This window comes from Methylobacterium sp. HMF5984 (genome assembly GCF_045033435.1).
Taxonomy (GTDB): Bacteria; Pseudomonadota; Alphaproteobacteria; order Rhizobiales; family Beijerinckiaceae; genus Methylobacterium.
Window position 1 is genome coordinate 4,344,479 of sequence record NZ_JBJFLN010000001.1, and the last position, 17,806, is coordinate 4,362,284.

Genomic DNA, 17,806 nt, shown 5'->3' on the forward strand with positions numbered 1-17,806 from the left:
AATAAAAATACATAAATTTCGCCGGGATTACCGAGAAGGATCGGACGTGCACGCGGTCGGGCGGTGCTTTGACGATCCTGACGCCGAGCCGCCTTGGTCCCGCCCACGACGCGCCGAGCGGTGCCTGTGTGGAGCGCACGGGTGCCATCTAGGCTGGCGCCGAGGTTTGGGTTACTTCGGCGGTCGGTCGCGCGTCGAACACAAACCGAAGAACGCGGACCGACGGGTACGGCATGTCGAACTCCGAGTCGCTCAGCATCAAGCCGATCGTGGTCAGTTCGAGCCTGCGGACCTTGGCCTACGAGGCGTTGAAGACGTTCATCACCAACATGGACATCTACGGGCGCCCGGACGAGGTCCGTCTCGACGAGCGCAAGCTGTCGCAGGATCTGGGCGTCAGCCGGACGCCGGTGCGCGAGGCGCTGACGGTGCTGGAGCAGGAGGGCTTCGTCCGCTCCGAGGCCCGGCGCGGCGTGTTCGTGATCAAGAAGACCAAGAAAGAGATCGTCGGGATGATCCATGCCTGGGCGGCGCTCGAGAGCATGGCCGCCCGGCTCGCCTGCACCCGCGCCTCGGACGCCGAGCTGCGCTCGCTGCGCGAGGCCTTCCCCGAATTCTACGACGGCCGCCCGGCCGAGCACATCGACGAGTACTCCGACGCCAACATCCGCTTCCATCAGAAGATCATCTCGCTCGGGCAATGCGCGATGATCTCGGAGCTGTCGAGCAACCTGCTGATGCACGTGCGCGGCATCCGCAACACCGCCCTGCGCCAGGGCGACCGGGCGGAGAAGTCGATTCGCGAGCACGTCGCGATCATCGACGCGCTGGAAGCGCGCGACGTCGAGCTCGCCGAGCGGCTGGTTCGCGACCACGGCATCGGCCTCGCCGACCACGTCGACGCCTACGGCGCCTATCTCGACTGACCTCAGGGATCGTTCGGAGGCTCCGAGCCGGATCGGCGGAACATATCGGCCGAGCCCGAGCGCATGCGTGATTCGCATATTTGGCATGTGGCGTTTGGTATACCAGAATGCAGCGCAGCATGAGATCTATTGCGTCGCAACACGCAACCGGATCCCGCCATGCTGACCTCGTTCCTCGCCGTCTTCGCCGCCCTCGCCAGCGTGCAGGTGCTGCTCGTCGTGAAGCTCGCCGATTTCCTCACCGACGGCGCCGAGGCGCGCGGCGCCCGCGCGATCGACGCCGACGTCCACGGCGCGACGGTCGCCTGAATCGACGACGGGCGCATCCCGTGCGCCGGCGACCTGCGCACTCTGCCCGCTCACGGACGAGGTGAACGCCGACGCCGAATCGGGCATTAGCGTGGCGTCGCCGAAATATCCGGAAACGGTTCACTCACGAAGTTCGGTTTATCGTCAACGAAGCGTTGACGACGACAACCGAGGATTTCCGGCATTGGCTCAGGGCGCCCAGTTCCCGGCCGCGGAGGACGCCTTCGTCCTCCTGATCACCGATCATGCCGACCTGCGGCGTCCGCTGGCGCGCGGGATCGATCTGGTGATGCCGTGCCGCACGGCGGCCGCCTGGCCGCTCGCCGGCGGACGCCCCGCCCTGGTGGTGCTCGATCTCGCACCGCCGATCGCCGACGCCATCCTCGCCGAGACTCCTTGGATCCCGACGCTGGTGCTGCGCCGCGGCGGCCCGCAGCGTCCCTCTTCCTCGCCGATCGTGAGAAGCCTGCCCGCGACGGCCGCGCGCGAGACGATCCTCGCCGGCGTCTTCGCGATGATCGAGGTCGGGGCGAACCGGACGCGGCGTCTCGAGGCGCGCAGCGCGACCGCCACCGGGATCGTCACGGAGATCTTCGATTCGGCGGCGCTCGGAGCCGGGTTCCAGCAGGCCGAGATCGACCGCGGCACAGACCTCGTCCTCGCGGCGGTGTCCGAGGCCGGGATCGGCGACTGGCTCGCCACCGTCTGGCGGCACGATGCCGGCGTCTACCAGCATACGCTCGGCGTGGCCGGCTACGCCGCGGCGTTCGGCGCGCTGGTCGGCCTGTCGCGTGCCGACCAGCATCGCCTCACCAAGGCCGCGCTGCTGCACGACATCGGCAAGGCGCGCATCCCGGTCGAGATCCTGAACAAGCCCGGCCGCCTGACGCCGGAGGAGATGCGCCTGATGCGGCGGCACCCGGAGATCGGCGCCGGGCTGCTGGTCGCGCAGGGTGGTTTCGAGCCGGAGATCGTCGAGGTGGTGCGCCACCATCACGAGAAGATGGACGGCACCGGTTATCCGGCCGGCCTGCAGGACAGCGCGATCACCGATCTCGTGCGCATCGTCGCGATCTGCGACGTGTTCTCGGCCCTGACCGAGCGCAGGACCTACCGCGATCCGATCGCGGCGCCCGAGGCGCTGGCGACGATGGACAGGATGAAGGGCCATCTCGACGGCGCGCTGATGCGGGCCTTCGCGCCCGTGGCGCTCGGCCGGGCGATGGCCGCCGCCTGATCAGGCCCGCCGGCGCCGCCGGCCGGAATCCCGCCGCGCCGCCATCAGGGCGAAGACGACGCCGAGGCCTCCGACCACCGCGTACAGCGCGACGAACGCCCGCCCGATCCCGTCGGTGCCGAACACCCGGTCGTTCAGGAGGCCGAGCAGCGCCGGCCCTGCGCCCAGAGCCACGAGGGTCACGAAGGCGATGAACACGCCGCTGACCCGGCCCCGCAACGCGACCGGCGTCAGGAACTGGATGCCGGCCAACCCCGGGGGGCTGCAGAAGCCGAGGGCGACGACGAGGGCGGCGAACCCCGCCAGGGACGGCCCGAGGCCCGGCGCCAGAGCCATCGTCGCGGTGGCGGGGAGCGCGAAGAGGAGGCCGAGGCCCAGCATCAGCGGCGCGGCCCGCGGATTGGTGCGCCGGACCCGGTCGAGCACGATCCCGCCGACGACGTGCCCGATCGGTGCGGTGACCAGAACCACGAGACCGAGGACCAGGCCGCTCTCGGCCGGCGTGACGCCGTGGGTGCGCACGTAGAAGGTCGGCGCCCAAGCCGTCAGCGTCTGGCCCATCAGGATCGCGGCGGTCGCCGCCGCGGCATGCGGCAGGTAGGCGCCGCGACGGCGGATCATCCATCCGACGACGCGCGACCATTTCGGGCGGGCGACCGGCACGGCCGGCTGCGAAGGTTCGGCGATGCGCCAGATGAGGGCCAACAGCACGAGGTTCGGCAGGGCCGCCAGCACGAACAGGGCCTGCCAGGGTGCCAGCGTGCCGAACCCGGGGATCGCGATCCCGGCGCGTCCCGAGAGCCAGCCGAGGGTCGCGCCGCCGACGAGGAAGGCGAGACTTCGCCCGAGCGTCCCGCCGGCGGTCAGGAGCGAGATGCCGCGCCCGAGCTGCGCGCGCTCGATCCTGACCGCCAGGAGGGACAGGGCCGCCGGGGTGATCCCCGACTGCCCGAGCCCGAGGAGCACGCGGCTCGCGAACAGCGCGGCGAAGGAACCGGACAGCCCGCAGGCGATCGTCGCGATCGTCCAGGTGAGGAGGGATGCCAGCAGCACCATCCGCCGGTGCCCGCGATCGGCGATCGCGCCGAACCCCGGCAGCGCCCCTGCGTAGAGCAGCGCGAAGGCAGAGCCCTGGAGCAGTCCGATCTCGGCGTCGCTCAGCATCAGGTCGTGCTTGAGCGGCGTGGCGATGACCGTGATCAGGAAGCGGTCGCTGAAGGCGAAGAGCTGCGTCGAGGCCAGGAGCAGCATCAGCGGCCGGCCCGAACGTCCTGCGCTGCGATCCGCGGTCGGCAAGGGGGCGGGCGAACGGACGGATCTGTGCGGGACGCCCGGATCAGTAGAGTTCACAAAGCCACGCGGCGAGCTGCGACCGGTCTTCGGCGATCCTCGCCCGGGAGGCGCGCGCCCGCTGCAGGTCGGCACGGAACTGGCCCGGCGGTTGCCCGAATGCCGCGTGAAACGCGCGGTTGCAATGACTTTCGCTGCCGAAGCCGCAGGCGAAGGCCAGGGCCGCGATCGAGCGGGTCTCGGTCGGCCGCCTCAGGCAGGCGCGCAGGCTCTCGAGCCGCCGAAGCCGCAGGACGTTCGCGACGCCGCCTTCGCCCGAGAACGAGCGATACAGGATGCTGCGGGAGACGCCGATCCCGCGCGCGATCGTCTCGGCGTCGAGGGCCGGGTCCGACAGGCGCGCGGCGATGAAGGCCTCGGCGCGCTCGCGCCTGAGACGCATCGACTGCTCGTCCATGTCCGCGTCGAGGCCGGCGACCGACCGGTCGCCCAGCGCCCCCGCCAGCAGCATCGCGAGCGCACGCCCCGCCCCGGCCGCGGCCTGCGGGTCGACCGCGGCACCCCTGCGCGCGAGCGAGACCATCAGGTCCGCGAGCAATCCGGCGGATGCTTCCGGAAGCACCGCGCCATGGAAGGCACGGAACGCGCGCAGCGGACCCTCGACCTGATCGCGCGCGAGCGCGATGGTGACGACGTGCGCGTGCTCGGCCCGGCTCGATTGCGGTCGCGTCGTATCGAACAGCAGGATCTCGCCCGGCGCGACCCGCCCCTCGTCGCCGGGCACACCGCCCCACAGCGTGCCGGCGAGCAGGAGATGGAGGTTGACGTGATCGAAGCCGTCGCGGCGCACCCGCGTCGCGTCGCGGCTGTGCACCAAGCCGTGCAGGAACCGATCGAACACCACCATGCGCGGGAAGCGATGGGCCTGGAAGCGGGCGTAGAACCGCTCGCCCGCCAAGGCCACGTTGGAGCCGTGGGCATAGAGATCGTGATAGGCGCCGAACCCGTCGGGGGCGTCAGGCTCCTGCGCAGCGAAGGTGAAGGATTGCAGCGTCACGGTTCGGCCGGCGATGACGTTCGACGCGCGGGCCGACTCCCTGTTCATTATTCATCGTGCGAAGGCGCATGCAAGCTGCGGCCGAGCCGCGGCCATGCGGGAACGAGGATCGATCGTCCCCGATCGACAGCGCCGAATACCGGGTGATCGCGTCCGTCACGGGCCGGCAAGGTGCCGAGCCGCCCGCGTCGCGCCGGCGCCGGCCTGCGGGACTCCACGCCGGCTGAGCCCCGGGGTGCGTTGGATCGGCGCATCGACGGCCACCGCCACGGTGCTAGCGTCGTCGCCGCGCGCCGTAGGGCAGCGGCTCTCGGAGGATCGCGATGACCGGCGTGTTCTTTCTGTACTTCACCGCGTGCATGGCGAGCGCTCCCGAGACCTGCGAGGCGCGCCGCATGCCGCTCGACGTCGCCACGCCGCGCGCCTGCCAGCACGTCGCGCAACCGCAGCTCGCCCGCTGGGTCGGCGAGCACCCGGAATACCGGATCACCGGCTGGCGCTGCGGGGCGCCGCTGCGCGATCCCGGCACACGGATCTGAGGCTGGGCGTGGCGTCGCGGGCACAGGCGTCCGCCCTTGCGTCGTGCGGGCGTCCGCGCGCCCCGGTTTCGCCGCATCGGCCGGGCCAAGGCGACGGCCCGTCCCGCCAGCGAACCCTTTTCCGATGACCCACCGCGCCAGCCGCCACCGCAACGCCTTCGCCGGCCTGGGCCTCCTCGCCCTCGCGCTCTCCGCCTGCGGGACGCCGACGATCCTCGAGAGTCCCGGCCCGGTGAGCCCCGTGATCCTCGATGAGACCGCTGCCGCCGCCGCGATCTCGCGCTACCGGGCGCAGCACGGGCTCGGACCGGTGACGGTCGACGCGGGGCTGGTCACGGCGGCGGCGTTCCAGGCCGGCAACAACGCCCGCACCGGCCAGCTCAGCCACGAGGCCGGCGGCAGCTTCACGTCGCGGATGGCGTCGGCCGGGCTCGGCCGCACCTGGTCGGCCGAGAACCTCAGTGCCGGCTCCGAGACCTTCGATCAGGTGCTGGCCCGCTGGAAGGCCTCGCCCGAGCACAACAAGAACATGCTGATCCCGCAGATCCGCCGGATCGGCATCGCCCGCGTCGACGCGCCCGGCACCCGCTATAAGCGCTTCTGGGCGCTCGTGATGGCCGGCGGCTGAGGCCGGATCACTCGCTCGTGTTCGGCTCGACGACGTTGCCGGTGCCGCCGTCGGCATCGTCGCGGCTGCTGCCGAACGGGTAGCCGGCATCCTGGCCGCAATAGAGCCGCCATCCGCCGCGGGAATTGACGACGATCGCCGTCGACCCGAACAGGCCGCCGCCGCCGGTGAAGACGTTGCCGGTGATCACGTTGTCCGACGGGCTCTGGTGGCGGACCGTGCCGCCCTCCCCGCAATTGCGGTAGAGCCGCACGCCGCCCTGCCCGTGCTGGGCGATGCGGTTTCCGGTGATGCGGTTGCGCGCCGAGCCGTCGACGGCGATGGCCTCGCGCCCGATCGCGACGTCGATGGTGTTGTCGGCGATCACGTTGTCTGCGCTCTCGGCGTCGAGGTAGATCGCGTCCGCGCCCGAGTTCCCGTTCAGGGTCGATCCCTGGAGGGTGAAACGGGTGACCCCGGGGGCGAGGTAGATCGGGATGTGCCCGAGCGCGGTGATCGTCGAATCGCGGATCGCGACCTCTGTCGGCGCGGCGGCCTGTGCCCGCTCGGTATGGCCGAGGCTGTGCGAGGACGCCTTCACCGCGAGCCCCTGGCCGTTGAGGCCCATGCCCCAGACGCGAATGTGGCCGAGGATGCGGCAGTTGCGCAGGGTCACGCCGCTCGGCCGCGACCAGATCCCCCCCGCTCCGGTCGGCGCGCGCGAGCGGATCTCGACCGCGAGCTCCGCGAGCGTCGGCGCCGGCTCGGCCCGGCCGATCGTCGCGCCGCCGCAGTCGATCTCGGTGCCCGAGGCCTCCGCCCCCTCGATCACGACCCGACGCAGGACGTGGTCGCCGGGGCTCAAGCCGATCGAGCACGCGAGGCTGACGGTCTCGTCGCCGGGGCTCGGAGGCGACAGCAGGCGGGCGCGCGTCGCGGCATCGCAGGGCCGGGCGGATGCAGGTTCGACGAGGGTGGGCGGGGCCGGCGGCAGGCTGACGATCATCGCCGGAAGATGACGGGCGACGACGGCATTTTCGGGATGAGGCCGCGCAGGTCCGAGATGCCGCCCCGGCGGTTCCGCTCGCGGGCGAAGGGTTCTAGACCTCCGGTGCGCCGAGGTCCGATCCGGCGCTGGAGCCGAAGGTTGGCAGACCCTGTCCCGAGCATGCCGAAGCAGACCGCGAAGCGGACGGTCGTGCGGCTGCGCCGCCGCAGGGTCGCGGGCGGGCGCGGGAGCCTCGGCCGGCCCGGCTCCGACCTGACGCGGCTGCCGGTGGCCCTCGACCCGCGGGGCCTGAGCCTCGTCGAGGGCGTGCGCGCGGCCTTCGCCTTCGCGATCGTGCTGCTGGCCAACGAATGGATTCAGTGGCCGCCGCTCCTGACGATGGCGCTCGCGGCCAACCTCACCTGCTTCTGCGACACCGGCGGCCCGATCCGCATCCGCCTGCGCGTGCTCACCGCCTTCTCGGTGCTCGGCGCCCTGATCTGGGGCGTGTTCGGGCTGATCCAGCCCTACGGCCCGCTCGTGGTCGTGCCGGCCGCCTGCGCGGTGATCTTCGCCTGCGCCTACGCCCGCGTCTGGAGCGTGCAGGCCCAGGCCGCGGGCAACGTGCTCGTGGTGGTGCTCTGCATCGCCATGGACCGGCCCTTGAGCCCGCAGGAAGCCGCGATCATCGCCGCGATGTTCCTCGCGGGCGGGCTGTGGGCGACCGTGCTGGCGCTGGTGCTGTGGCGGCTGCACCCCTACCGCGCGGCCCATCGCGCCATCGCCGAGGTCTGGCACGCGCTCGCGCGGCTGACCGGCGATCTCGAGAAGCTCGCGGCCGCGCCCGAGACGGTGGCCGCCGCCTTCGACGGCCATGCCCGCGCCCACCGCCGCGGCGTCCGCGCCGGCATCGAATCCGCACGTGCGCTCCTCCTCGACCTCGCGCGCTCCCGCGAGCGCGTCTCCGAGCGCACGGCGCAGGCGTTGCTGCGCCTGGAGACGGCCGAGCAGCTGTTCTCCGGCCTGATCGGCATCGCCGAGCTGATCGAGAGCGCGCCCGAGCCGCACCGGCGCGCCGCCGCCAAGCTGTTCCTGCGACGCCTGCGCCCGCTGCTGATCGCCATCGCCCGGGCGATCCGCGACGACGTCGACCTCGACCTGCCGCGCCTGGAGCCGGCGATCGCCCGCGCCACGGAAGGGCTGGAGGCGACGCCGATCCTCGCGCGCCTGGCCGAGCGCATCATCGAGCGCGTCCGGATCGGGGCCAAGCTCTCGACGCCGGAGGGCTACCGCCCCGGCGGGGCGCTCTCCGACGGCGGCAGCCTCGACTGGCGTGCGCGGTTCTTCGGGCCGCTGCGCACCAACTTCACCCTCGCCTCGGCCAACCTCCGCCACGCGGTGCGCGCCAGCGCGGTCTGCGCCCCGGCGCTCGCGGCGACGCTGATCTGGGCCGGCCCGTTCTCGCATTGGCTGGTGATGACCGTGGTCCTCACCATGCAGCCGTTCTACTCGGCGACGTGGCAGCGGGCGCTGGAGCGGATCGGCGGCACCGTGCTCGGCGGCCTCGTCGGCGCGCTGCTGGCGCAGATGGCGACGACGCCGCTGATGCAGATCGCGTTGATCCTGCCGTTGAGCATCGTCGGCTTCGCCGCGCGGCAGGTCAGCTACGGCGTCTTCGTCGCCTGCCTGACCCCGCTGATCGTGCTGCTGATCGAGGTGATCACGCCCGGCCATTCCTCCTGGGAGGTGGTCGGCATGCGTGCGCTGTTCACCATCCTCGGCGGGCTGATCGCCGTGGTCAGCTGCCTGCTGCTGTGGCCGATCTGGGAGCCGGACCAAGTCCGCAAGGAACTGCGCCGCGCGCTCGCGAGCCATGCCGCCTTCGCGGAAGCCGCCTTCGCGGAGACGCCGCTTTCGGAGCGCGAGGCGAAGCTCTCGACCTGTGCCCGGAGCGCCGGCCTCGCGCTCAACGACCTCGAAGCCGCCCTGTCGCGCGCCCTGCAGCAGCCGCGCGCCGGTCACCACCCGGAGGTCGAGGCGGCGATGGTCGCCGACGCCACGCTCCGGCGGATCAGCGCCCGTCTCACCGTGCTCCGCCATGCCGGCGCGCCGGCGGGCGCGGAGGACGGCCCGTGGAAGGCCTGGATCGCGGCGACGCTCGCGGCGCTGGCCGAGCACCGCTATCCGTTGCCGGACCGCCCCGATGAGGCGCGCAGCCCGCAGCTTCAGCGCCTCGTCGCCCAGGTCGACCTGCTCACCGGCACCCTGCGGCCGGGGCAGGTGCGGGAGACGCCGGTGGGCGCGGCCGCGTGACCCGCGCCCGACCGGCTCAGTTCAGCGCCTGCGGCTCGGCCTCCTGAAGGAAGGCTGCGACCTCGCGGAAGAACTGCATGCGGTTCTTCTCCATCATCACCGTATGCGTGCCCTCGCCGAGCTCGACGAAGCGCTTGTAGGGGGCGTTCGTCAGCTGGGTGAAGTATTCCTGCGCCTGGTAGCTCGGCAGGTCGGCGTCCCATTCCGCGTGGATGATCAGGGTCGGGACGCGGATTTCGCCCGGGTCGTAGAGCGGCTTTCCCGCCTGCCAGTAGGTCTGCGAGTCGGCGACGACGCCGTTCGGCGCGCGCAGCACCGGCGGCGACGAGGCCGCGCCGGCCGCGTCGGTGGCCCAGGTCGCATCCGCCCATTGCTCGAACCAGCCCGCCGGGATCAGGTCGGCGCGCTTGTCCCCGGCGACGCCCTTTAGCCAGCGGTCCCGGGCGCTGTCGCGGGTGACGGTGCGGTAGGCGCCGAGCGGCCCGGAGGTGCCGAGGTTCGGCGGCGCCTTGGCGATCCATTGCGGCGCGTAGAGCACGAGGCGGTTGACCCGGTCGTTGTGGGTCGTGGTGTAGAGCCCCATCGTCGAGGTGCCCCAGGACCATCCCATCAGGTCGAGTTTTTCGACGCCGCGCCGCTTCAGGATGAAGTCGACGGCGACGCCCACGGCCTTCGCCGCGTCGGCGGTGCGCATGAAGGGCGGGTTGTCCGCGGCCGGCCGGTCCATCTGCTTCGGGCGGCTCGAGAACCCGTAGCCGGGCAGGTCCACGAGGTAGACGTCGAAGCCGAGCCCGGCCAGGTAGTCCATCATCGACAGGCCGGCGAGCGGCAGGTCGAACGCCGTCGAGGCCGGGTAGGTCGCCCCATGGACGTAGAGCAGGATCCGGTCGGCGGCGAAGCGCGCCTGCCCCGCCGGGTGCTTGTTGCGGACGTAGAGCTCGATCCCGTCCTCGCCCGTCGGCACGCGGAACTCCTCGCGCGCGATGGCGGGTGCCGCCGGCTCGCGCGCCAAGGCCGGCGTCGCCGCCAGACCGAGGCCGAGGGCGGCGAGGCCGCGGAAGACGTCCCGGCGCGGCACGGCGCCGAGGTCCAGGTCCGCCGCGTTTCGGCCTTCGGCCGGCGGTTTCGGCTTCGATGGTGCGGGCATCGTTCTCTCCCATGCGGATCTGGCGTCCGATGCAGGAGATGAATCATTCCCGCGGCGCCCAGGCAACGGAGATCGCAGCGCAGCGCGGACGATCATCGGCGATCGTCGCCCGACGATCGGCCATCCCTATCGCGCTCACGGAAAAAACACGCTGCCGCGTCCGCGCGCATCGCGCCGTTTCCCGTATATCGGCGCGGGACATCGAGAGCGGACACGACCTTTGGAAGACGCGTTGATCCGGTGGCTGCAGTCCACCGCACATCTGAGGGCCGACGTCGCGGCCGTGATCGGCACCGTGCTGGCGCTCGGCGTCACCCTGCACGCGCTGCTGCGCAAGCGCCGGGTCAGCGTCGCGGTCGGCTGGATCGGGCTCGCCTGGCTGTCGCCGGTGTTCGGGACGTCCCTGTACCTGCTGTTCGGGATCAACCGGGTCGAGCGCCGCGCGCGCAAGTTCCAGTCGAAGCCCTCCGCGGCGCCCGGCGCGCCGAGCACCGAGGACGCCATCGTCCCCGAGGTGATGTGGCCGCTGGACAGGGCGGTGCGCCGCATCTCCGGCCTGCCGGCGCTGGCCGGCAACACGATCCGCCTGTTCCGCAACGGCGACGCGGCCTATCCGGCGATGCTGGCGGCGATCGGCGCGGCGCGAACCAGCATCGCCCTGTCCAGCTACATCTTCCGCGACGATCCCACCGGACGGACCTTCTGCGCGGCGTTGAAGGAAGCGCAGGACCGCGGCGTCGCGGTGCGGGTGATCATCGACGGCATCGGCGGCGGCTACTTCCGCGCCGCGGCCTTCCGGCGCCTGCGGGCCGCGGGCGTGCCGGCCGCCCTGTTCATGCATTCGGGCCTGCCCTGGCGCATGCCGTTCCTGAACCTGCGCACCCACAAGAAGCTGCTGATCCTCGACGGGCGCGAGGCCTTCACCGGCGGCCTCAACATCTCGCAGCCGAACCGCCTGCGGACGCGCCCGGACCACCCGATCCGCGACACCCATTTCCACGTCGCCGGCCCGGTGGTCGAGCAGCTGATGCTGGCCTTCTCGGCCGATTGGGCCTTCGCCGACGGCGGTGCGCTCGAAGGGCCGGACTGGTTCCCCGACCTCCAACCGGTCGGGGAATCGATCGCGCGGGTCGTCGTCTCCGGGCCCGACGCGGACGTGGAGAAGATCGAGTTCGTGATCCTGCAGGCCCTGGCCTGCGCGCGCAGCTCGGTCCGCGTCGTCACCCCCTACTTCCTGCCGGACGAGGTGGTGATGAACGCCCTCATCCTCGCCAGCCAGCGCGGGATCACGGTGGACATCGTCATCCCGCGGATCAGCGACCATCACTTCATCGATTGGGCGACGCGGGCGCACATCGCGCCGCTGCTGCGCAACGGCGTGCGGATCTGGCTCGACGAGCCGCCCTTCGACCATTCCAAGGCGACGGTGGTGGACGGGGCCTGGTGCTTCGTCGGCAGCGCGAACTGGGACATGCGCAGCTTCCGGCTGAACTTCGAGCTCAACGTCGAGATCCACGACGCGGATCTCGCCGCGCAGCTCGAGAGCTTCATCCGCGCCAAGATGGAGACGCCGCTGACCCTGGACGCGATCAACGCACGGGTCTTGCCCGTCCGTTTGCGCGACGCAGGCGTGCGACTGCTGCTGCCATACCTCTGAAGCGCAGGCGCGGCGCCTCGCCGGGCGGGGCCGGGCTGAGATGGACGACGATCGGGCGGTGGTCTGAGGGTCCGCGCGGCAGCACCGCGTGCTCGCGGCAGACGAGGCCGCGCACCAGGCAGCGGTCGAGGCGCAGCGGCACCATCTCGACCATCGCGTGCGTCGGCCGGCGCGGGCCGACGTCGCGGAATCCCGGCACCAGCGCCGGCCCGACGATGTTGTAGTCGCCGAGGATCGCCGAGCGCTCCGGCAGCATCCCGACGATCCGGCGCAGCTGGCGCCGGTTCAGCATCTGGCCGTGCGACAGGTGCACGTTGGCCACGCCGAAATCGCCGAAATCGAGCACCTGGCAGACCCGGTGCACGACCGCGCCGGACGGCAGCTTGACGACGGTCGGCGTCTTCGCCCACGGGGTCGGGCACCACATCGCCAGGCCGTGGATGCGCCCCGGCAGCGGCACCCAGGCATAGGATCCGCCGACGCGGTCGGTGATCCCGGCGATCTCGCGGGTCGCCTCCTGCATCAGCAGCAGGTCCGGCCGTTCCTGCTCGATCAGGGCGACGACGTCCTCGACCGCCGCGCCCGTGCGCCGCAGCAGGTTCCAGCTGACGACCTTGCGCGACACCGCCGCGGCATCCGCCTGGCGGATCGGCGCCGGCGCGACCGAGTCGAGGCCGAGGGACGCCGGGGAAACCTGGATCGTTGCCATGCGGGCCGTTCGTGCTCCTGACGGCGCTCGCCTGACAGCCCCGGGCAGGCGCGAGACCGGGACGGGGTGCGGGGGTATCACGCCCGCGTCCCAACGCGCGACCGATGATCCCGTTGCCCTGTTGACGCAACCACCCTCGACCCTTGAGCCTCGCGGCGCGAGCGCCCAGAACCCATCTCGATCCGTTCGGACCTGCCGCGGGGCAGCGCTCCGGATCCCGAGGACCCAGATCACGGGGACCATGACGCGTTTCACGTTCATCCACGCCGCCGACCTGCATCTCGGCAGCCCGCTCGCCGGGCTCTCGGCGCGGAACGCCGAGATCGCCCAGCGCTTCGCCTCCGCCGGCAGGCGCGCGTTCGAGGACCTGGTCGGCCATGCGATCGAGGCGCGCGTCGCGTTCCTGATCGTCGCCGGCGACGTCTACGACGGCGACTGGGCCGACCACTCGATCGGCCTGTTCTTCGCCCGCCAGGTCGCGCGGCTCGACCGGGCCGGCATCCCGGTGGTGCTGGTGCGCGGCAACCACGACGCCGAGAGCGTGATCACCAAGGCGATCACCCTGCCGGACGCGGTGCGCACCTTCTCGACAAAGAAGCCCGAGACCCTTCGCCTCGACCACCTGAAGGTCGCGCTTCACGGGCAGAGCTTTCCCAACCGGGCGGTCGACGAGAACCTGTCGCTGGCCTATCCGGCAGCCGTGCCGGGCTGGTTCAACGTCGGCGTGCTGCACACCTCCTGCACCGGGCACGCCCAGCACGCGACCTACGCGCCCTGCTCCGTCGCCGACCTGCGCGCGCGCGGATACGACTACTGGGCGCTCGGCCACATCCACGAATATGCCGAGCTGTCGCAGGATCCCTGGATCCTGTTCCCGGGCAACCTCCAGGGTCGCAGCATCCGTGAATGCGGCCCCAAGGGCGCCGTTGTGGTGGAGGTCGGCGACGGGCAGGTCACGGCGGTGCGCCGCCTGATCGTCGATCATGCGCGCTTCCACAGCCTCACGGTGGCGGTCGACGCGGCCGAGAGCGAGAGCGAGGCGGTGGCCCTGGTCGAGGCGGCTCTGCGCCCGCTGGCGGCCTTGGCCGAGGGCCGCCTGCTCGCAGTCCGCGTGCACCTCACCGGCGTCACCGCCGCCCACGACCGGCTCGCCGCCGACCGCGAGAACCTCACCGCCGAGATCCAGGCCGCCGCCGACCGCGTCCACGAGGACATCTGGCTGGAGAAGCTGAGGATCGACACCGCCCGCCCGAGCAGCGGCCCGCGGGAGAACGTCGTCGACGCCATCGACCCGGCGACGCTCCTCGCCAAGATCGACCACGACCCGGAGTTTCGCGCGCGCGCGACCGCCGCGCTCGCCGAGATCGCCGCCAAGATGCCGGCGACCGAGGACGGCGACCTCGCCGCCGACCTCGACACCCTTTGTGCCGAGGCCGAGGCGATGATCCTCGGCCGCCTGACCAAGCGCGCATGCTGAGCCGCGCGACTTCACCGGACGCTCGCCGAAGCCCGGCGGAGCGGAGACACCCATGCGCCTGCTGAGCCTCGACCTCGAACGCTACGGCCCCTTCACCGGCCGCCGGGTCGACTTCCGCGCCGATGCGCGCCTGCACGTCGTGCTCGGCGCCAACGAGGCCGGAAAATCCTCGGCGCTCGCCGCGGTGACCGACCTGCTCTTCGGCATCGGGACACGGACCGCCTACGCCTTCCTTCATGAGATGCCGCAGCTGCGGATCGGCGCCGAGATCTGCAGCGCCGACGGGCGGACGCTCTGCTTCCGCCGCCGCAAGGGCAACCGCAACACCCTGGTCGACGCCGACGACGCGCCCCTGCCGGAGACCGTGCTCGCGCCCTTCCTCGGCGGCTTGACCCGCGAGGTGTTCTGCCGCGCCTTCGGCCTCGACGCGAACAGCCTGCGCGAGGGTGCCAGGGAGATGCTGCTCGCCGAGGGCGAGCTCGGCGCCAGCCTGTTCGCGGCGGCCTCAGGCCTGCGCGGCTACAGCGACCTTCAGAAGAGCCTCGAGGCCGAGTCCGACCGGATCTACGGGCCGCGCAAGCGCCAGGACCGCAGCTTCTACCAGGCGTTCGACCGCTACGAGGACGCCCGGAAGGCGATCCGCGACACCGGCCTGCGCGCCGGAGACTGGCGCGACCTCAACGACAGCATCGCCACGGCCGGGAACGCGCTCGACGCGATCAAGGCCGAGCGGATGCGGATCGCGGCCGAGCAGGCGCGCCTCACCCGCCTCCGGCGCGTCGGCCCGCTGCTCGCCGAGATCGACGGGCTCGCAGCGCGGGACGACGCCGAACCGGGGCTGGTCGAGGTTCCCGACGCCTGGGTCGACCGCCTCGGAGAGGCCTGCGCCGCGTTGCGCGCCCGGCAGGCGGACGCCGTGCGCATCGATGCGGCGGCGGACGCGGCCCGGGCGGCCTTCGCCGCCGTCGCCGTCGATGCCGGGCTCGTCGGGCGTGCCGAGGAGATCCTGGAAGGTTTTCGCGGGATCGACCGCTTCGACAAGAACGGGGTCGACCTGCCCCGCATCCAGGGCGAGGCGGACCAATTCGACGCCGAGCTCGCCCGGCTCGCCGTGCGGGTCGGCCTCCCCGACGTGGAGGCGCTGACGCGGCGCCAGCCCTCGGACGCCGTCCGCGCCCGGGTCGAAACCCTGATCCGCGACGGCCAGGAGGACACCGCAGCGATCGCCCGGCTGGAGCGCGACCTCGCCGCGGCGCGTATTGAGCACGAGGGCCTGCTGCGCGACGTGGCCGAAGGCGGCACGCCGGTCGATCCGGCACCCTTCCGCGAGACGTTACGCCCGCTGGCGGCGATCCGCGGCGTGATCGCTGAGCGCGACGCCCTCGATGCCACGGTGCGGCGGGCCGAGCAGGTGCTGCGCGGGCAGGCGGCCCGTCTGTCGCCACCGGTGGCCGACGTCGCGGCCCTCGCCGCCGCGCCGCTGCCGACGGTCGAGACGGTGGCGCGCTTCCGGGCCTTGCTAGACGGCAAGGAGCGCGAGCGCGTGCTGGCGGTCGAGCGCCGCGACGCCGCCCGGCGCCAGGTCGCGACGCGGCGGGGGCGCCTGCGCGAGCGCGAGGCCGGCCGGCCGATCGCGACGCTCTCCGACCTGTCTGCGCTTCGGGCCGAGCGCGACGCCGCCTTCGCGCCGCTCCGCGAAGCCTTGAGCGAGGGGGTCCGGCGAGCGCCGGGGGATATCGCCGCCTACGAGCGCCTGGCGCAGGCCGCAGACCGGCTCGCCGACGATCTCGCCGCCGACGCCGCCCGCGTCGCGGAGCACGCCGCCGACCGGCTGCGCCTCGACGCCGAGCTCGCCGAGGCCGAGGCCGCCGACGAGATCCTGAGGGAGATCGAAGCCGAGGTCGCGGAAGGCCATGCCGCCTGGGTCGACCTGTGGCGCCCTGCCGGCATCGCGCCCTCGACCCCGGCGGAGATGACGGCGTGGCTCGGTGAGGCCGAGACCCTGATCGAGGGCAAGGGCGATCTCGACGAGCGGCACATCGATCGCGCGCTCCGCACCGAGCGGATCGAGGCGGCACGGGCGCCGTTGCTGGATCTTGCCGAAAGGATGGGACTGACCGACCTCGCCGGCCTCGACGTCGGCCTGATCCTCGGCCGCCTGGAAGAGCGCGTTGCGGCGATCGCGTCGCGATGGGAGGCGACCCGCGAGGCGAACGCGCGGATCGGCGCCGCCGCGATCGGCATCGCGCGGTCCACGACGGCGCTCGCCGACGCGAAGGCGAAGCAGGCGGCCTGGCGCAATGCCTGGGACGACGCGGTGCGGGCGATCGGGCTCGACGGCGCGGCCGGGACCGAGATGGCGACGAGCGCCCTCGCCGCCTGGCAGGCGGTGCCGAACGCGCTCGCCGAGCGCGAGAACCGCCGCGCGCGCGTCGCCGGCATCCGCCGTGACATGGAGGCCTACCACGCCGCCGTCACGCCGCTGATCGCGGCGCTCGCCCCCGACCTCGCCTACATCCAGCCGAGCGCCGCGATCCGCAGCCTGCAGACGCGGCTGCAGGAGGCGCAGGCGAGCGAGACCCGCCGGCGCGAGCTCGCGAAGCGGCGCGACGAGGCGGAGCGGGAGGCCGGAGCGGCGATGCGCGCGCGCGACGACGCGCTCGGCCATCTCGCGGGTCTTCTGGCCGACACGGTGCCGGACCTCGGCGCCGACGCGCAGGACGCGGTCGAGGCGCTGCACGGCCGCCTCGTCGCCCGGCGCGCGTTGCGGGCGGAAGCGCTCGCGCGGCGCGTCGAGCTGGCACGCGCCGCAGACGGCGTTTCCGAAGACGCGCTGCGTGCCGACCTCGCCGCCATCGACGCCGATGCGATCGAGGCGCGGCTGCGCAGCCTGGCGATGGAGGACGAGGACCTCGACCAGCGCGGCAAGACGGCCTTCGCCGAGCGCGATCGCAGCGAGCGACGGCGCGAGGCGCTGGAGGGCGGGACCGGGGCCGAGCTGGCATTGGCGCAGAAAAAGGCGGCCGAGGCCGAGCTTCACGCGAGCGCCCGGCAATGGGCCGTGCTCAAGCTCGCGAGCCTGATGCTCGGCACCGCCATCGCCCGCCAGCGGACGGGGCAGCAGGACCCGTTGCTGACCCGGGCCGGCGCGATCATGGCGGCCCTGACGGGGGGCGGGTTCTCCGGCCTCGCGCAGGATTACGACGAGGCCGACAAGGCGCTGATCGTCGCCCGCCGCGCCGGTGGCGAGACCGTCCACGTCCAGGGCCTCAGCGAGGGCACCCGCGACCAGCTCTACCTCGCGCTGCGGCTGGCCTACCTGGAGGACTACGCCGGCAAGTCCGAGCCGGCGCCCTTCATCGGCGACGACCTGTTCTCGACCTTCGACGACGCGCGGACCGGCCACGGCCTCGAAGCGCTCGCTGCGATCGGCGGCACCGTGCAGCCGATCCTGTTCACCCACCACCGCCACGTCGCCGACCTCGCGCAGGCGCGTCTCGGCTCGGCGGTGGACATCATCCCGCTCTAGAGCATCTTCCGTGATCCCTGG

14 protein-coding genes are annotated in these 17,806 nt (G+C 72.4%); 9 read left to right on the forward strand and 5 right to left on the reverse strand.

From position 1 onward, the window contains the following. Positions 1-233: 233 nt before the first annotated feature. The 3 genes from ACFZ8E_RS21110 (at position 234) to ACFZ8E_RS21120 (ending at position 2,472) form a co-directional block, all read left to right on the forward strand. Positions 234-926, forward strand: coding sequence for a GntR family transcriptional regulator (locus ACFZ8E_RS21110; RefSeq protein WP_147726394.1), 693 nt, complete (start codon positions 234-236; stop codon positions 924-926). Positions 927-1,085: 159 nt separating this feature from the next. After that, positions 1,086-1,235: a hypothetical protein gene (locus tag ACFZ8E_RS21115; RefSeq protein ID WP_187274712.1), complete on the forward strand. Its 150-nt coding sequence runs from the start codon at positions 1,086-1,088 to the stop codon at positions 1,233-1,235. A gap of 184 nt (positions 1,236-1,419) precedes the next feature. Further along, entirely contained in the window at positions 1,420-2,472 is a 1,053-nt protein-coding gene (locus ACFZ8E_RS21120; protein WP_405043709.1) for an HD-GYP domain-containing protein, read from the forward strand. Here ACFZ8E_RS21120 and ACFZ8E_RS21125 read toward each other — a convergent pair whose 3' ends face one another. Both ACFZ8E_RS21125 and ACFZ8E_RS21130 read right to left on the reverse strand, forming a co-directional pair. After that, positions 2,473-3,723 (reverse strand): MFS transporter, encoded by a 1,251-nt coding sequence (locus ACFZ8E_RS21125; RefSeq protein WP_405043710.1) that lies wholly within the window; start codon positions 3,721-3,723, stop codon positions 2,473-2,475. A gap of 85 nt (positions 3,724-3,808) precedes the next feature. Next, positions 3,809-4,867 (reverse strand): helix-turn-helix domain-containing protein, encoded by a 1,059-nt coding sequence (locus tag ACFZ8E_RS21130; protein WP_405043711.1) that lies wholly within the window; start codon positions 4,865-4,867, stop codon positions 3,809-3,811. Positions 4,868-5,142: 275 nt separating this feature from the next. Between ACFZ8E_RS21130 and ACFZ8E_RS21135 the strand changes: the two genes are divergently transcribed. Further along, positions 5,143-5,358, forward strand: coding sequence for a hypothetical protein (locus ACFZ8E_RS21135; RefSeq protein WP_147726397.1), 216 nt, complete (start codon positions 5,143-5,145; stop codon positions 5,356-5,358). A gap of 124 nt (positions 5,359-5,482) precedes the next feature. After that, positions 5,483-5,986 carry a CAP domain-containing protein gene (locus ACFZ8E_RS21140; RefSeq protein WP_147726398.1) on the forward strand — a complete coding sequence of 168 codons (504 nt, stop codon included), beginning with the start codon at positions 5,483-5,485 and terminating at the stop codon, positions 5,984-5,986. Between the two features lie 7 nt (positions 5,987-5,993). Here the strand turns inward: ACFZ8E_RS21140 and ACFZ8E_RS21145 are convergent, their stop codons facing one another. After that, positions 5,994-6,971: a right-handed parallel beta-helix repeat-containing protein gene (locus ACFZ8E_RS21145; protein ID WP_405043712.1), complete on the reverse strand. Its 978-nt coding sequence runs from the start codon at positions 6,969-6,971 to the stop codon at positions 5,994-5,996. A gap of 162 nt (positions 6,972-7,133) precedes the next feature. Between ACFZ8E_RS21145 and ACFZ8E_RS21150 the strand changes: the two genes are divergently transcribed. Continuing rightward, positions 7,134-9,266 (forward strand): FUSC family protein, encoded by a 2,133-nt coding sequence (locus ACFZ8E_RS21150; protein WP_405043713.1) that lies wholly within the window; start codon positions 7,134-7,136, stop codon positions 9,264-9,266. Positions 9,267-9,282: 16 nt separating this feature from the next. Here ACFZ8E_RS21150 and ACFZ8E_RS21155 read toward each other — a convergent pair whose 3' ends face one another. Beyond that, positions 9,283-10,413, reverse strand: a complete 1,131-nt coding sequence (locus tag ACFZ8E_RS21155; RefSeq protein ID WP_243933072.1) for an alpha/beta hydrolase — start codon at positions 10,411-10,413, stop codon at positions 9,283-9,285. A 220-nt stretch (positions 10,414-10,633) separates the two neighbouring features. Here ACFZ8E_RS21155 and ACFZ8E_RS21160 point away from each other — a divergent pair, with 220 nt between their 5' ends. Beyond that, on the forward strand, positions 10,634-12,070 hold the full coding sequence (locus ACFZ8E_RS21160) for a phospholipase D-like domain-containing protein (RefSeq protein WP_243933074.1): 1,437 nt from the start codon (positions 10,634-10,636) through the stop codon (positions 12,068-12,070). On the opposite strand, the gene ACFZ8E_RS21165 is transcribed toward ACFZ8E_RS21160, so the two are convergent. Then, positions 12,003-12,779 (reverse strand): endonuclease/exonuclease/phosphatase family protein, encoded by a 777-nt coding sequence (locus tag ACFZ8E_RS21165; protein ID WP_147842414.1) that lies wholly within the window; start codon positions 12,777-12,779, stop codon positions 12,003-12,005. The two genes, ACFZ8E_RS21160 and ACFZ8E_RS21165, sit on opposite strands and share 68 nt — an antisense overlap. 241 nt (positions 12,780-13,020) lie before the next feature. On the opposite strand from ACFZ8E_RS21165, the gene ACFZ8E_RS21170 reads away from it, so the two are divergent. Both ACFZ8E_RS21170 and ACFZ8E_RS21175 read left to right on the forward strand, forming a co-directional pair. Then, positions 13,021-14,256, forward strand: a complete 1,236-nt coding sequence (locus tag ACFZ8E_RS21170; RefSeq protein ID WP_405043714.1) for an exonuclease SbcCD subunit D — start codon at positions 13,021-13,023, stop codon at positions 14,254-14,256. Between the two features lie 52 nt (positions 14,257-14,308). After that, on the forward strand, positions 14,309-17,785 hold the full coding sequence (locus ACFZ8E_RS21175; protein ID WP_405043715.1) for an AAA family ATPase: 3,477 nt from the start codon (positions 14,309-14,311) through the stop codon (positions 17,783-17,785). The last annotated feature ends 21 nt before the right edge of the window (positions 17,786-17,806 follow it).

Coding starts and splice junctions, on each gene's coding strand:
- ACFZ8E_RS21135 (WP_147726397.1), top strand. CDS start 5,143: ATGACCGGCGTGTTCTTTCTGTACTTCACCGCGTGCATGGCGAGCGCT.
- ACFZ8E_RS21170 (WP_405043714.1), top strand. CDS start 13,021: ATGACGCGTTTCACGTTCATCCACGCCGCCGACCTGCATCTCGGCAGC.
- ACFZ8E_RS21155 (WP_243933072.1), bottom strand. CDS start 10,413: ATGCCCGCACCATCGAAGCCGAAACCGCCGGCCGAAGGCCGAAACGCG.
- ACFZ8E_RS21130 (WP_405043711.1), bottom strand. CDS start 4,867: ATGAACAGGGAGTCGGCCCGCGCGTCGAACGTCATCGCCGGCCGAACC.
- ACFZ8E_RS21140 (WP_147726398.1), top strand. CDS start 5,483: ATGACCCACCGCGCCAGCCGCCACCGCAACGCCTTCGCCGGCCTGGGC.
- ACFZ8E_RS21175 (WP_405043715.1), top strand. CDS start 14,309: ATGCGCCTGCTGAGCCTCGACCTCGAACGCTACGGCCCCTTCACCGGC.
- ACFZ8E_RS21125 (WP_405043710.1), bottom strand. CDS start 3,723: ATGCTGCTCCTGGCCTCGACGCAGCTCTTCGCCTTCAGCGACCGCTTC.
- ACFZ8E_RS21165 (WP_147842414.1), bottom strand. CDS start 12,779: ATGGCAACGATCCAGGTTTCCCCGGCGTCCCTCGGCCTCGACTCGGTC.
- ACFZ8E_RS21110 (WP_147726394.1), top strand. CDS start 234: ATGTCGAACTCCGAGTCGCTCAGCATCAAGCCGATCGTGGTCAGTTCG.
- ACFZ8E_RS21145 (WP_405043712.1), bottom strand. CDS start 6,971: ATGATCGTCAGCCTGCCGCCGGCCCCGCCCACCCTCGTCGAACCTGCA.
- ACFZ8E_RS21115 (WP_187274712.1), top strand. CDS start 1,086: ATGCTGACCTCGTTCCTCGCCGTCTTCGCCGCCCTCGCCAGCGTGCAG.
- ACFZ8E_RS21150 (WP_405043713.1), top strand. CDS start 7,134: ATGCCGAAGCAGACCGCGAAGCGGACGGTCGTGCGGCTGCGCCGCCGC.